The organism is Inquilinus sp. YAF38, from assembly GCF_052113205.1.
GTDB lineage: Bacteria > Pseudomonadota > Alphaproteobacteria > DSM-16000 > Inquilinaceae > Inquilinus.
Map to the genome: position 1 here is coordinate 1 of NZ_JBFRCU010000040.1, position 12,715 is coordinate 12,715.

The following is a 12,715-nucleotide window of genomic DNA, read 5'->3' on the forward strand; positions in this document are numbered from 1 at the left end:
GGCCGGGAGAACCTGTTCCTCCACGGGCCGGGAGAACCTGTTCCTCCACGCCCAGAAGGACCACACGGTCAAGGTCCGCAACAACCATGTGAAGCGGGTCGACAACGACAAGGTCGAGAGCATCGGCGCCAGCAAGGCGATCAATGTCGCCGCCAACCACAAGGAGGAGATCGGCGGCAGCATGAACCTGACAGTGGGCGGCGCCGGCGGGGGTGCCCCTGGCCTCCTGGCCAATGTCGCCGGGCTCTCCGGCTCCTCGGCCGGGCTGATCGCCCAGGCCACCAGCATCGCCCAGCGCGGCGGCGCCTTCTCGGGCGGTGGCGGCGCGGCGCCCACCGGCGCCTCGGATGGAGGGGGCATCGCCGGCAGTCTCGCCGCCGGCGCGCTGGCTGCGACCCCGGCGCTGATGCAGAGCTTCGCCGGGCAGATCGGCGGCTCGGYGCTCGGCTTCCTCGCCGGSCCGGCYCTCAACGCGCTCTCGGGGCTCGTGGCCGGCCCCAGCACSCGCCAGGACGCCGGCGCCGCGCTGCAGGCCTCSGGCACCGGCCTGGGGTCTTCGGTCAACCAGCTGTTCTCCCTGCCCGGAATGATGAACACCGTGGTCGGCAGCTTCAAATCCGACACCGTCGGCGTCGCCCGCCACGAACAGGTCGGCGTCGCCAAGACCGTCAATGTCGGACAGGCCTATGTCGTCCAGGTGGGCGAGGAATTCGTCCTCGAGGTCGGCAAGTCGAAGATGACCCTCCGAGCCGACGGATCGATCCGCATCCTCGGCGACAACCTGAACATCACCATGAGCGGACCGGTTCAGATCAACGGCAAGACGATCGACCTGAACTGAGCGCCGGCACATGGAACTCCGCAACCATACGCCGTTCCCCGGCCTGGCGTTCAAGCAGTACAATGCGCGTTCGGAGCTGAATGGCGTCCTGGCGCTCCGAGGCACCTTCGACATCCGCCCAGGCGAGGCGCTGGCGCCGTCCACCCGCCAGACGCCGTTCCTGCTCAAGGACGAGTACGCGGGTGAAGGCCAGCGCGCCCATCTGCTGCGCCAGGCGGACTTCATCCCGTTCAAGCCCGGCACCGACGTGACGGTGCTGGCCCGCGCCCATGCTCCGTTCGGCCAGCCGCAGCCCTCATGGCTGGCCGGGATCAAAGTCGGAGACCGGCAGAAGCTGCTCCGGGTCCACGGCGCTCGCCACTGGCAGCCCGACGGCGACGGCTGGCGCATGGGTGACGCAGCCCCGGCGTCGGAGGTGCCGCTCAGCTACTATCTCGCCCATGGCGGTCCCATCCCCAAGGCGGCCGAGGAGGACGAGCCGCAGGACTGCGACCGCTTCAATCCGCTTGGTCCCGGGCGGCTGGACCCGAAGCTGAGCCTGAGGGACCGCCCCCTGCCTGCACCGCAGATCGAGGCAGCGCACGAGCCGATCACGGAATGGCAGAGAGCCTATCAGCCCGAGGGCCTGGCCCCGATCGCACCGTGGTGGCGCTTCCGGGAGCAGTACACCGGCACCTATGACGAGACCTGGCTGGCGACGCGGCACCCGTTCCTGCCGCCGGATTTCGACTATCGCTTCTACAACTGCGCCCATCCCGACCTGATCTTCACGCCGTGGCTGCGCGGCGATGAGAGGATTCGCCTGGCCAATCTCCGCCCCGAATCGCCGCTCCTGGCCTTTTCCCTGCCGGGGCTGCGGCTGGTTTGCGCGGTACACCGCAAAACCGGCGACACCGACATCCTCGCCATGCCGCTCGATGGCGTTCATATCGACGTGATCCGCCCCCCGTTGCAGGCCGTGCTGACATGGCGGATAGGCTTCGCGTGGCGGGAAGGTGTACGGGCCGTCGAGGCGCATCTGCTGGTGCCGGCGGAACCGGTATCCGCAACCAGCCGGCGGCCGCTTCCGGCGGAGGCGGGCCATGATTGATGGCCGCGGGTCGTATCCGGTCGACACCGGGAGCATGCCGCCGGATGTCGCGGCCCGGTACGGTTCGTTGATCGATCGGTTCCAGGCACTGTCTCAGGCCAAGGACTGGACCCCCGCCATCAGCGCCCTATCGGAGGCGGACGAGCTCGGCAAACCGTATCGGGTGGGGGCGGCGAAGACGGAGGAGTCTCCGCCGCAGGCCCAGTGGACGACGACACCGAAGGAGGCGATCCGCGATTCGTCGAAGCCGATCGTCCTGTCGCTGACACCGGATGTCTGCAAGACCCCGGTCGGCTCCTCGATCCCGCCGATCCCCTATTCGGTCTACGCCATTCCGGGCGAGGACGAGAAGACGACACCGACCGTGTTCTTCACCGGCGAGCGCGCCTTCGTGCTGCGCTCGAACACCACCTGCACCCATGGTGACGAGCCGGGATCGGCCAAGGGCATCAAGTCGGGCACGGTCGGGGACATCGCCGAGCCGTTGGACCATTCGAGGACGGTGCGGGCGGAGGGGATTCCGGTCATCCGGCACGAGGACCGGTTCTACATGAACCGCGGGAACACCTTCGGCGAAGTCCGGATGGCGGGAGACACGACGACCCAAGGCGGCGGCGACGGGACCGACACGCGCGGCGCCGGCGAGCGGTTCGCCGACGGCTTCAGCGAGAATGCGAGCGAGACCTGGGAGGGGGCGAAGAAGGTCGGGTCGGATGCCTTGGAGGGGGCAAAGAGCATCGCGTCCGATCTGTGGAACGATCCGCTGGGGACGCTGGGTTCGGCCGGGGAGAGCGTGGCGGGCGGTGTCACCGGGGCGGCCCAGTGGACCGGCGAGGTCGGCCAGAATCTGTGGAACGACCCGGGCGGCACTCTGGGCCGCGGCTGGGAGAACACGCAGAACACCGCCGGCACGGTCTGGCACGGCGTCTCCGACCCCTATGTCCAGGCCTATCGGGAAGGCGGGGTGGCACAGGCGCTGGGCCATGGCACCTTCGACGTGGTCAGGCTCGGGGTCGAGGCCCTGGCGACCAAGGGCGCGATCACCGTGGCCGGCAAGGCCGCCACCGTGGCGGGCGTCGCCCGCAAGATCGGCGCGGCCGAGGGCGCGGCCGCCGGCGTGGCCGAGGACGTGGTGCCGGCCGCCCGAAAGGCGGAGCAGACGGCGGAGGAGATCGAGCGGGCGACGCCGGATGAGAATGTCAGGGTGACGCGAACAAAAAGATGGGTTGCAAAGGACGTCAATGGAAGAAAAGTATATCAGAGGGACGATCTGATTGATCCGGATAGGCGAGATGCCGAAGGGCGGACAAATCGCGAGCGGATGGCAGATGGTGATGCTCCGATAGGCCCGGACGGAGAAGAGGTAAATCTTCATCATCTAACCCAGGATGAGCCAGGCTCGATGGCCGAGATCTCACAGAGCATGCATCAAGAATACAATCGAGAGCTACATATGTACAATAATCAATATGACAAATCCTACGTCGACCCGGATGGAATTCGTCATCGTTATAGCAGCGCGCCACCCTCCATGAACCGAGGACCATTTAATACGTGGAAACGAGGATACTGGAAGACCAGAGCCAACGACTTCTGACCGAAAGAGGGCAAGATGTCTACGAGAGATGTCGACACTGCTATTAAAATGATTCTCGATTCCAGAGAACCGTATCGTCAAGGAAACGGTGCTGCGGATGACATACTCTCCGCATTTGAGAGCAGATTGGGCGTGAAATTCTCACCCTCCTACAGATATTTCCTTGCAAAGATGGGAACGCTCAGCTTCATGGGCCACCAGTTCTACGGGGTCACAAGGAGTGGTCTTAACGCAGAGTCGATTCCCTGCGTCCTATGGGCTACCGAGCGCTCTCGTGAGAAGGGTCACATCACGGACTCAATGTTGCGCATCGAGATGTCCGGTTACGGCCCGTTCTATGTGATCGATCTATCACAGACAAATGCTGAAGGAGAAGGCGCCGTCTTGGAATTGCCAGTTCAAGGAATATCCGGTGGATCGGAAAAGATTGCTGACGATTTCGGAAGCTTCCTTCTCGCCGAGATCACCTCTGCCTTGTCAGGCGGCTAGGCTGGAATGCCCATTCACGTCGGGTGCCGCCCGCATCATTGCGACGGGAGAGCCGCTTCGCCTCGTCTGCGCGAGGATTGCGTCGCTGAAAGGATGAGTGCCGAGTTAAACGGCTGCAGATTGGGACCGAAATGAGTCTCTTACACAAAGACATCATTTACTCCATCAAAGAGCTTGGTCCGGCACGTCAAATTCGGGCCGCCACAAGCAACGAACTCCAGAGGGCACGCAAGATTTTACCTTCGCCTCTGGTGGATATGTTTGAAGAGATCGGATTCTGCAGCTTTGCGGACGGACTGTTCTACACATGCCATCCCGACGAAATGAGATCGATTATATCTCTGGTTTTTGGCATCGATCCGAATTTTTCTTACAATGACTGCCACGTAATTGGTTATTCAGCCTTTGGAGATTTTTACATTTGGTCAGATAAATACTACAACTTCAATATAGATTTGGCAGAGGGATTTGTATTTTGCCGGGCCCTCACTGTTAGGGATTGGAAACCCATTGCAACACCGGAACATATGGCGGCGGGCTTTTTTCCAGACATAGAGATGATCGACTTCGTTGATCAATATGGCGTTCCGCTTTACCGGCGCTGCCAGGAGAAATACGGCCGGCTCGAGCCTGGTGAGTGCTACGGCTTTTTCCCGGCGCTGGCGATCTCCGGCATTTTCGGGCCGCACCGGACGATCGAGTACATCCGCCGCGTGAAGGCGATGGAGCACTTCGCCATCCTCGCCCAACTGGACGCGTTCCAACTCGCGCGAATCGGGGTCGATGGAGCCGAGCCAGTGCGCCCCATCGGCTGAGGCCAACCTGCGGCAGAGCTTCGTATGGCACGACGGTGTCTCGGCCGCAGTGCGGACACAAGCCGGTCCCGCCCGCCCTAGACGACGCGACCGCACAAGAGGGCCGCATCTCCAGGGCGTGTCGTCGATCAAGGCCGGACCGGCGACTCGGCCGGCCTGTCCGTGGTCCGGTCAGGCGGCCGCCGCGCGGTCTTCCTCGCGCAGCGTCACGGCGATCACGGCGAGGGCCGCCAGCAGGCGGGCACCGGCCGGCCGCGACTCGGCCGAATCGGCCGGGCTGCGCCCCGGACGGCCGCCGCCGAGGGTGACGGACCGGATCTCCGCCCCGTCGATGCCGGGAATCAGCCGCGCCAGGGCGGCGTCGAACAGGCGCGACGGCCGCAGCGCCCCGCCGCCCTCCTCCGCCCCGGCCAGCCGGTCGCGGGCGATGCGGCAGGCCTGGGCCGCCAGCGCCTCGTCCTGCGCCGGCGCGGCCGCCCCCGAGGGGAGCCGCCAGGCGAGCCGGCTGCGGAAGCCGGGCAGCGACGGCCCGAGCTCGGAGACGGCCGATTCCAGCACCATGGCCTGGCGCTGGCGCCGCAGCGTCGCCGCCGCCGTGCCGGCGGCCTCGGCCGCGGAGCGGGAGTCCGGACCGTCGAGCTCGCGCAGGGTCGCCCGGACCAAGTCCAACATCTGATCAGCGCGCATGATCGTCTCCCTCAGCTCACAGGGATGGAAGGCGCCGGGGCGGGGTTCGGCACCGCCGGCGCCGGCATCGGGTTCGGCGCGGCGCCCGGGGTCTCCTGGGCCAGCGGCCGCGACGCCCGGATCCGGCTCGCATCGATATCCGGCGACAGCCCGATGACGGGCGCCGGGGCGGGGCTCGACGCCGCCGGCGCCGGAATCGGGCTCGGCGCCGCCGGTGCCGGAACCTGATTCGGCGCGGCGCCCGCGGGGGTCTCCGTCAGCGGCCGCGACGCCCGGATCCGGCTGAGGTCGACATCCGGCGACAGCCCGGCGCGCGCCTGCAGCGTCGGCGCCGCCACCGGCTCGCCCTCACCGATGGTGTGGACCAGGCCGGAGACCGAGACGATCAGGCCGCTCAGATCATTGATGGTCGAGGCCTGCTCGGGCACCGTGGCGGCGTTCCGGCTGGTCGACACGCGGGTCCGGCCGAGGGCCAGGCTGACCTGGCGTTCGGCCTTCTGCAGCTCGGCATACTGGTCCGGATTCACCCGGCGGCCGCCCTGGTCGTCCAGGTTGGACCTCGTCTCGACGATCTGCTGCTTCAACTGCGTCAGCCGCTGCCGCATGGTCTCGACCGTGCGGTCGAGCGTGAGGCGCGAGGTTTCCGTCTTGCGGGCCAGGGCCTCGGCCGACAGCGGCGTCTCGGCAACCAGCGTCGCTGCCGGCGCCGCGGGTTCCGGCCCCTTGGCGTAGCCCGGAAACGCCTTCTGATCGGGGATCTCCTGGCCGCAGGCCGCCGCCAGCAGGGACAGGGCCAAGGCGGCGACCGGAGGCTTGATCGACATCATCGGCATCACCTTTCGCGAATGGGGAACGGGCCGGGACCCGCGGGTCCCGGCCGGCCAATCACCCTCGCAATCCGCTCACCCGCGCAGCGTGGTGCCGACGTCGTAGCTCGCCACCTGGTTGCTCACGGGCTTATGGTTCTCGTCATAGGTGGTGTACTTCAGATCCACCTTGGTGAAGTTCAGCGTGACCTCCTCGACCGGGCGGTCGCCCGTGGTGTTGATCTGATAGCCGCTGACCAGCGCGTTGGTCAGCTTGTACTCCATATAGGTGCTGCCCGGGCTGCCGGTGGTGACCAGATGGATGGTCACGGCCTTGCCCTGGTTGCCGGTCGCGGCGGCCTCGAACAGCTTCAGCGACGCCCCGTCCATCGCCTTGGTCAGGCGGATCTCGCCGATCACCGGCTCGGAGGCCTCGCGGTTCTGGGAGGAGCCGGACGGCGTCGAGACGGCGCGGTGCACGCCCCAGTTCAACGACGCCACATCCATCCACTTCTTGTGGTTCTCCTGGGTGGCATCGCCCTGGATGCCGTCGATCTGAACATAGATCGCCATGGTCCCTCAGTCTCCTTCTTAGGAAATAAAATGATAACAGCTCATCCGATGCAGGGGTCCGGCTTCAACACGAGGGCTCCAGCAATCCAGAACACCTCGGACCATGAACTTCCCTGGAATCACTTCCCAAATTGCAGATGATCTCTGTTGCGCCCGGCCGCTGCCCACCCAAACCGCCTATAATCTTCGCAGCGGCCCTGACACATCAGCGTCACATTTCAGTCCAGATCCCCTTGGGGTGACTCAAGCTCGCTCGAGACAGAAGCATCTATACACAGGATTAAGGATTCTGGAAGGCGAAAGGCATTTAGCGCATAATCGATACTCGCATGCTCGAAGGAGGTCCCTGGTGCGGTTTTGTCGGACAATTCTCGCCGTGGTGGCGAGCGCAGCCCTGCCGTTCGGCCTCGTTTTGGCCCAGCAGCCCGAGTCGCCGCTGCCGCCGCCCAATCCGGAGGCGCCGCCCTACTATAAAACCCTCGCTCTTGAGGGCGATTTCAAAACAGATCCTTTTCCCATCGGCGTCGTCGCCGGCGGGCAATACTCCGTCTCCCGCATGGGCCGGGACTGCATCGGCAACATCACCGCCGAGCGCCCCGACGTGACGGTCGAGTTCAAGGACGGGAAGCGCCCCCTCACCCTCTATGCCGCCGCCGGATCGGACACCGCGCTTCTCGTCCACACCCCGGGCGGACAGTGGCTGTGCGCGGACGACACCACCGATGGCGGCATGAACCCGGCGCTGACCTTCGACCGGCCGGAGAACGGCAGCTACGCCGTCTGGGTGGCGTCGGTCGATACCTCCAGCCGTCCGGTCCCGGCCGTTCTGGCGATCAGCGAGTTTCCCCCTTCCTGGTGATGGCATGGCGGACGGATCATTTACCTATGTGAGCTGGGCGTCGCTTCGCCGTTCCCGACCACTAGGATATGTCGCTATGCTCAAGGGAATCCGACCTATTATAGACAGGTCTGTGGTGCGATCGGCATTAAGCGAGCAGCCCGGTGCAAACTCCTGAGGTCCTGAACATCCAGGCGCTGCTGGCGCCGGTTCCGGGGGCGAGCCCGGCCGGCGTGGATCCGCGCTCGGACGCCTCGTCGGCCGCGCCGTTCCAGCGCCTGCGGGATCTGCGGGCGCAGGCGCGCACACAGGAGCGCGCGGCCGATGCCGAGGACGACGCGGCCCAGCCGACGGCGGAGTGGCGCCAGATCGTCGCCGCCGCGGCTGAGATCCTGGCAGGGCAGTCGAAGGATCTCGAGGTCGCCGCCATGATGGTCGAAGGCCTGACGCGGCTGCACGGCTATGCCGGGCTGCGCGACGGCTTCCGGCTGCTGCATGCCCTGCTCGAGCGGCACTGGGACGGCCTGCACCCGGCGCCCGACGAGGACGGCCTGGCGACGCGCCTGCGCCCGATCACCGGGCTGAACGGCGAGGGCGCCGAGGGCACGCTGATCCGGCCGATCCGGAAGATCCCCCTGATTCGCGGGCAGCAGGGCGACTATGCGCTGTGGCAGATCATCCAGGCGGGCGAGGTCGCCGCGCTGGACGACGACCGGCGGCAGCAGCGCCTGGCGGCCGGAGCCCAGGATCTCGACGCGGTCACCGCCGCGGCCCAGGCGATGGATGCGACGGAGGTGTCGACGATGCTGGCCGACATCGTCGGTGCCCAGGACGCCTTCCTGCAGCTGTGCCACGCCCTGGACCAGCGGTGCGGCGCGGCATCGCCGCCGAGCTCGAACATCCGCAACGTGCTGGAGGCGGCCCGCGACGCCCTGTTCCTGGCCCTCGGCGATCGCGGCCAGTCGCTGCGCCAGGCGATCGGCGCGCCGCCCAGTGCCGCCGCGGCCGTGCCACCCGCGCCACGTCCACAGTCCGATGCGACCGGAGCCGACGCGCCCACCGCGGCAGCGCCGGCCGGCGGGATCCGCGACCGCGAGGATGCCTTTCGCCTGATCGAGCAGGCCGCCGCCTGGTTCCGCCGGATGGAGCCGCAGGCGCCGATCTCATACACGCTGCAGGAGGCGGTGCGGCGGGCCCGCCTGCCGCTGCCCGATCTGATCGACGAGTTGATCCGGGACGATGCCGCCCGGGGGGATTTTCTGGTGGTCGCCGGCATCAGGTCCCGCGGCGGGTGATGCCGCGGGCGAACGTCTCGGGAGCAACGCATTGAACAAGACGAGGTCGAGGTGATGATGTCCAGCATTCACGACAAGCTCGAGCGTGTCCGCAAGCCGCGCGTCCACATCACCTACCAGGTCGAGACCGAAGGCGCGGTCATCGAGAAGGAGCTGCCCTTCGTGGTCGGTGTGCTCGGCGATTTTTCCGGGGACCCGACCCAGCCGCTGGCGCCACTGCGCGAGCGCAAATTCGTGCAGATCGACCGCGACAACTTCAACGACGTCATGGCGCGGATCGCGCCGGGCCTCAATCTCCGGGTCGAGAACACGCTGAAGGATGACGGCACCGAGTTCTCCGTCAACCTGGCCTTCAAGYCGCTCGACGACTTCGAGCCGGCCGCGGTCGTCCACCAGGTCGAGCCGCTGCGCAAGCTGCTGGAGACCCGGAACCGGCTGCGCGATCTGATGACCAAGATCGACCGCTCCGAGGATCTCGAGGCCCTGCTCGAGCAGGTGCTGCAGAACAAGGAGCAGCTGTCCCGGCTCTCGCATGAGCTCGGCACCCAGGATGCGCCCCAAGCGGGCGGCGGCGGAACGAAGGAGTAAGGGCCATGGCCGTGGAGAAGTCCCAGTCCCAGACCGCCGCCCCGGTCGTCGAGACGACGACCACGCTGCTCGACCAGGCGATCTCGGCGACGCGGCAGACCGAGCCCGAGCGCGCGCAGGAGCTGCTGCGCACCCTGACGGAAGAGGCGCTCAAGGGCACCGTCACCTACGACCGCAATCTGACCGCGACGCTGAACCAGGCGATCAAGGTCATCGACGAGCAGTTGTCCCGCCAGCTGGCGGCGATCATGCATCACGAGAAGTTCCGGCAGCTCGAAGGCTCCTGGCGCGGACTGCACCACCTGATCAGCAACACGGAGACGAGCGCCATGCTCAAGATCCGTGTCATGAACGTCTCGAAGCGCGAGCTGCATCGCGATCTGAACAAGGCGGTGGAGTTCGACCAGAGCCAGATCTTCAAGAAGATCTACGAGAGCGAGTTCGGCACCCCCGGCGGCGAGCCCTATGGCGCGCTGATCGGCGACTACGAGTTCTCCAACCACCCGGAGGATGCCGAGCTGCTGCAGCACATCAGCCAGGTCTCGGCGGCGGCCTTCGCCCCCTTCGTCTCGGCAGCGGGCCCGGCCCTGTTCGGCTTCAATGACTACACCGAGCTGTCGCGGCCGCGCGACCTGGAGAAGATCTTCGAGGCCCAGGAATACGCGAAGTGGCGCAGCTTCCGCGACAGCGAGGACAGCCGCTTCGTGACCCTGACCATGCCCCGGGTCCTGGCCCGGCTGCCCTATGGCGACAGCACCCGCCGGATCGACGAGTTCGATTACGAGGAAGCGCCGATCGACGCCCAAGGCGTCCGCCGGGCGATGCAGCACGACCATTACTGCTGGATGAATGCGGCCTATGTGATGGGGACGCGGCTGACCGACGCCTTTGCCCAGTACGGCTGGTGCACCGCCATCCGCGGCGCCGAGGGCGGCGGCAAGGTCGAGGACCTGCCATTCCACACCTTCGTCAGCGACGACGGCGATCCGGACCACAAATGCCCGACCGAGATCGGCATCACCGACCGGCGCGAGGCCGAGCTGTCGCGCCTCGGCTTCCTGCCGCTCTGCCACTACAAGAACACCGACTATGCGGTGTTCTTCGGGGCCCAGAGCACGCAGAAGCCGAAGAAGTACGACCGGCCCGAGGCGACGTCGAACGCCGCCATCTCGGCCCGCCTGCCCTACATGATGGCCACGTCGCGCTTCGCCCACTACCTCAAGGTCATGGCCCGGGACAAGGTCGGCTCCTTCCTCGAGGCGGAGGATTGCGAGGCTTGGCTGAACCGCTGGATCATGAATTACGTCAACAACAACAAAGATGCGAGCCAGGACATGAAGGCTCGCTATCCCCTGGCGGAGGCCAAGATCTCGGTCAAGGAGATCCCGGGCTCGCCCGGCGCCTACAACGCGGTCGCCTGGCTGCGGCCCTGGCTGCAGATGGAGGAGCTGACCACCTCGCTGCGCATGGTGGCGCGGATTCCGAACGCCGGCGGCAACGGCTGATCCCGGCCGATGCCGGAAGAGGCAGCGGCGCGCACCCAGCCGTCCGGTGATAGCCGGACGGGCCTGGGGCCGGACCTGATCGACCGCATCTTCGCCGGCGGGGGCCGGGACGCCGCCGACGGGGCCGGTCCCGTCGTCGCGTTCCTGGCCGAGCCACGCCGGGCGCAGGCGCTCGTCCTCTGGTTCGGGCGGGCGGAGGCTGCGCGCCTGCTGCGCGACCGCCGGGCGCTGCTGGCGGCGATCGACCGGGAGATCGCCCGGATCGACGCCATGATCTCGGCGCAGCTCGACGCCATCCTGCACGCGCCCAGGCTGCAGCAGCTCGAAGCGAACTGGCGCGGCGTCGCCTATCTGGTCGACGGCGCCGCCGGCACCGCCGCCAAGATCCGCCTGCTGGATATCGGCTGGGCGGAGGTCTGCCGCGATCTCGAACGGGCGATCGAATTCGACCAGAGCCAGCTGTTCCAGAAGGTCTATGAGCAGGAATTCGGCACGCCCGGCGGCGAGCCGTTCGGTGTCCTGGTCGGCGCCTACGAGATGCGGCACAAGCCGGCGCCCGGCCACCCGACCGACGATGTCGCGGGGCTGCGGGGCATGGCGCAGATCGCCGCGGCCGCCTTCGCCCCGTTCATCGCCGGGGCGCATCCAACCCTGCTGGGCGTCACCAGCTTCGCCGAGCTGGGCCAGCCGATCGACCTCGCGCCCGGCTTCCGCTCCCCCGATTACGTCCGCTGGCACGGGCTGCGGGAGATCGAGGAGGCCCGGTTCCTCGGCCTCACCGCCCCGCGGGTCCTGATGCGGCTGCCCTGGGCCGATGACGGCCGCCGGGCCGACGGCTTTCGCTATCGCGAGGACGCCTCCGCCCCCGATCTCTCCGGCTATTGCTGGGCTCCCGCCGTCTTCGCCTTCGCCGGCACGCTGATCCGCGCCTTCGACCAGTTCGGCTGGTTCGCCGAGATCCGCGGCGCCGCCGCGCAGGGCGGCAGCGGCGGGCTGGTCACCGACCTGCCCAGCATGTCGTTCGGCACCGACCGGCCGGGCATCGGCTATAAGATCGCCCTCGATGTCGAGCTGACCGACGCGATCGAGAAGGACCTGACGGATCTCGGCATCATCGCGCTGTCCCGGGCGCGGGATACGCCGCATGCGGTGTTCCACGGCAACCCGTCGCTGCAGCGGCCGAAGGGCGACAGCCGACAGCCGGCGGCGGCGGCCAACGCCCGGCTGTCCGCCATGCTGCAGTACATCTTCTGCATCAGCCGCTTCGCCCATTACGTGAAGGTGATCGGCCGCGACCGCATCGGCGCCTTCCACACCGTCGAGGACTGCCAGGAATTCCTGCGCCGCTGGCTGCTCGGCTACTCGATCGCCAGCGACACCGCCACTAGCGAGCAGCGCGCCCGCTATCCGCTGCGTGAGGTCGACGTCTCGGTGCGCGAGTTGCCCGGGCGGCCGGGCCTGTATGGCTGCGTCATCCATCTGCGGCCGCATTTCCAGCTGGACCAGGTGGCGTCGAGCTTCCGCCTGGTCACCGAAATCGCCCATGCCGGCCAGGCCGCATGATGCTGCCGACCGAGTCGAGGAAACGAGT

The 12,715-nt window shown here is 67.1% G+C and carries 13 protein-coding genes; 10 read left to right on the plus strand and 3 right to left on the minus strand.

The features are described 5' to 3' along the window. From AB4Z01_RS18720 to AB4Z01_RS18740, 5 genes are all read left to right on the plus strand, one after another. On the plus strand, positions 1–841 hold an 841-nt coding region (locus AB4Z01_RS18720), incomplete at its 5' end, for a bacteriophage T4 gp5 trimerisation domain-containing protein (protein ID WP_441696057.1). A 10-nt stretch (positions 842–851) separates the two neighbouring features. Further along, positions 852–1,931, plus strand: coding sequence for a DUF2169 family type VI secretion system accessory protein (locus AB4Z01_RS18725; protein WP_441696058.1), 1,080 nt, complete (start codon positions 852–854; stop codon positions 1,929–1,931). After that, positions 1,924–3,528, plus strand: a complete 1,605-nt coding sequence (locus tag AB4Z01_RS18730; RefSeq protein WP_441696059.1) for a PAAR-like domain-containing protein — start codon at positions 1,924–1,926, stop codon at positions 3,526–3,528. Before AB4Z01_RS18725 ends, AB4Z01_RS18730 begins: the two co-directional genes overlap by 8 nt. Before the next feature lie 15 nt (positions 3,529–3,543). After that, entirely contained in the window at positions 3,544–4,017 is a 474-nt protein-coding gene (locus AB4Z01_RS18735) for an SMI1/KNR4 family protein (RefSeq protein ID WP_441696060.1), read from the plus strand. A 131-nt stretch (positions 4,018–4,148) separates the two neighbouring features. After that, positions 4,149–4,832: a GAD-like domain-containing protein gene (locus AB4Z01_RS18740; RefSeq protein WP_441696061.1), complete on the plus strand. Its 684-nt coding sequence runs from the start codon at positions 4,149–4,151 to the stop codon at positions 4,830–4,832. A gap of 171 nt (positions 4,833–5,003) precedes the next feature. Here AB4Z01_RS18740 and AB4Z01_RS18745 read toward each other — a convergent pair whose 3' ends face one another. The 3 genes from AB4Z01_RS18745 to AB4Z01_RS18755 form a co-directional block, all read right to left on the minus strand. Beyond that, entirely contained in the window at positions 5,004–5,519 is a 516-nt protein-coding gene (locus AB4Z01_RS18745; protein WP_441696062.1) for a hypothetical protein, read from the minus strand. 11 nt (positions 5,520–5,530) lie between these two features. After that, a complete protein-coding gene (locus tag AB4Z01_RS18750; RefSeq protein ID WP_441696063.1) occupies positions 5,531–6,346 on the minus strand; it encodes a hypothetical protein in 816 nt (271 codons plus the stop codon). Between the two features lie 75 nt (positions 6,347–6,421). Beyond that, positions 6,422–6,898 carry an Hcp family type VI secretion system effector gene (locus AB4Z01_RS18755; RefSeq protein WP_342238667.1) on the minus strand — a complete coding sequence of 159 codons (477 nt, stop codon included), beginning with the start codon at positions 6,896–6,898 and terminating at the stop codon, positions 6,422–6,424. Positions 6,899–7,274: 376 nt separating this feature from the next. Here AB4Z01_RS18755 and AB4Z01_RS18760 point away from each other — a divergent pair, with 376 nt between their 5' ends. The 5 genes from AB4Z01_RS18760 (at position 7,275) to tssC (AB4Z01_RS18780) (ending at position 12,687) form a co-directional block, all read left to right on the plus strand. Continuing rightward, a complete protein-coding gene (locus tag AB4Z01_RS18760; RefSeq protein WP_441696064.1) occupies positions 7,275–7,757 on the plus strand; it encodes a hypothetical protein in 483 nt (160 codons plus the stop codon). 143 nt (positions 7,758–7,900) lie between these two features. Continuing rightward, positions 7,901–9,031: a type VI secretion system protein TssA gene (tssA, locus tag AB4Z01_RS18765; RefSeq protein WP_441696065.1), complete on the plus strand. Its 1,131-nt coding sequence runs from the start codon at positions 7,901–7,903 to the stop codon at positions 9,029–9,031. 54 nt (positions 9,032–9,085) lie between these two features. Then, on the plus strand, positions 9,086–9,619 hold the full coding sequence (gene tssB / locus AB4Z01_RS18770; RefSeq protein WP_441696066.1) for a type VI secretion system contractile sheath small subunit: 534 nt from the start codon (positions 9,086–9,088) through the stop codon (positions 9,617–9,619). A gap of 5 nt (positions 9,620–9,624) precedes the next feature. Then, positions 9,625–11,124 carry a type VI secretion system contractile sheath large subunit gene (tssC, locus tag AB4Z01_RS18775; protein ID WP_441696067.1) on the plus strand — a complete coding sequence of 500 codons (1,500 nt, stop codon included), beginning with the start codon at positions 9,625–9,627 and terminating at the stop codon, positions 11,122–11,124. A 9-nt stretch (positions 11,125–11,133) separates the two neighbouring features. Then, positions 11,134–12,687: a type VI secretion system contractile sheath large subunit gene (tssC, locus tag AB4Z01_RS18780; RefSeq protein ID WP_441696068.1), complete on the plus strand. Its 1,554-nt coding sequence runs from the start codon at positions 11,134–11,136 to the stop codon at positions 12,685–12,687. Positions 12,688–12,715 lie beyond the last annotated feature (28 nt).

Bases quoted from the DNA above. Each gene is read 5' to 3' on its own strand.
- AB4Z01_RS18755 (WP_342238667.1), bottom strand. From the start codon at position 6,898: ATGGCGATCTATGTTCAGATCGACGGCATCCAGGGCGATGCCACCCAG.
- AB4Z01_RS18725 (WP_441696058.1), top strand. From the start codon at position 852: ATGGAACTCCGCAACCATACGCCGTTCCCCGGCCTGGCGTTCAAGCAG.
- AB4Z01_RS18735 (WP_441696060.1), top strand. From the start codon at position 3,544: ATGTCTACGAGAGATGTCGACACTGCTATTAAAATGATTCTCGATTCC.
- AB4Z01_RS18740 (WP_441696061.1), top strand. From the start codon at position 4,149: ATGAGTCTCTTACACAAAGACATCATTTACTCCATCAAAGAGCTTGGT.
- AB4Z01_RS18730 (WP_441696059.1), top strand. From the start codon at position 1,924: ATGATTGATGGCCGCGGGTCGTATCCGGTCGACACCGGGAGCATGCCG.
- AB4Z01_RS18745 (WP_441696062.1), bottom strand. From the start codon at position 5,519: ATGCGCGCTGATCAGATGTTGGACTTGGTCCGGGCGACCCTGCGCGAG.
- tssC (WP_441696067.1), top strand. From the start codon at position 9,625: ATGGCCGTGGAGAAGTCCCAGTCCCAGACCGCCGCCCCGGTCGTCGAG.
- AB4Z01_RS18750 (WP_441696063.1), bottom strand. From the start codon at position 6,346: ATGATGTCGATCAAGCCTCCGGTCGCCGCCTTGGCCCTGTCCCTGCTG.
- tssC (WP_441696068.1), top strand. From the start codon at position 11,134: ATGCCGGAAGAGGCAGCGGCGCGCACCCAGCCGTCCGGTGATAGCCGG.